Consider the following 519-nt stretch of genomic DNA (forward strand, 5'->3'; position numbering starts at 1 on the left):
CGTGACCACGATGGCCAGGCAGGCTTTGGAGGAGGGTGTCGAAGAGGTTCGTGACGACGCCATCGTCCAGGTCTGGCAGAAGATCGAGAGCGACAAGGCCTGGGACTGGCAGGACACTCTCAACTCCTTCAAGTACGGAGCCGCGGCGGGTGCGTTCGCGGGAATGCTGCACGGGGGTCTGGCCCGCTACAAGCCGAACTGGGCGCGACACTGGGCGGCAGCAGGTGGCATCGAGGGTGCTACCGAGGTGTTCGTCGGGGCTATCACCATTCCCGATGGGGGTGACCCGGGCGACATCTGGAAGGGCATGATCAACGGCGTCGTCTCGGGCGCGGGCATGTCGGCGTTGGAGAGTTGGAAGCATCGCCGTGACGAGCGGCTGGGGCAGGACAAGCTCGGCGGCCCGGGTGAGATCAAAGTCGACAAGGTCGATGTCGACATCCCCGAGCCGGTCGATGCTCCTCCGGCCTATGACGGCAAACCGCCGTCGTACGAGGAAGCGGCTGGTACGGGTAGCGG

1 protein-coding gene is annotated in these 519 nt (G+C 65.3%); it reads left to right on the forward strand.

Annotated elements, in window-relative coordinates; translation table 11 throughout:
• A partial coding sequence (locus ABFX45_RS46310) for a hypothetical protein (protein WP_346137444.1) occupies positions 1–519 on the forward strand: 519 nt, incomplete at both ends.

The organism is Lentzea roselyniae (genome assembly GCF_039537795.1).
Taxonomy (GTDB): domain Bacteria; phylum Actinomycetota; class Actinomycetes; order Mycobacteriales; family Pseudonocardiaceae; genus Lentzea; species Lentzea atacamensis.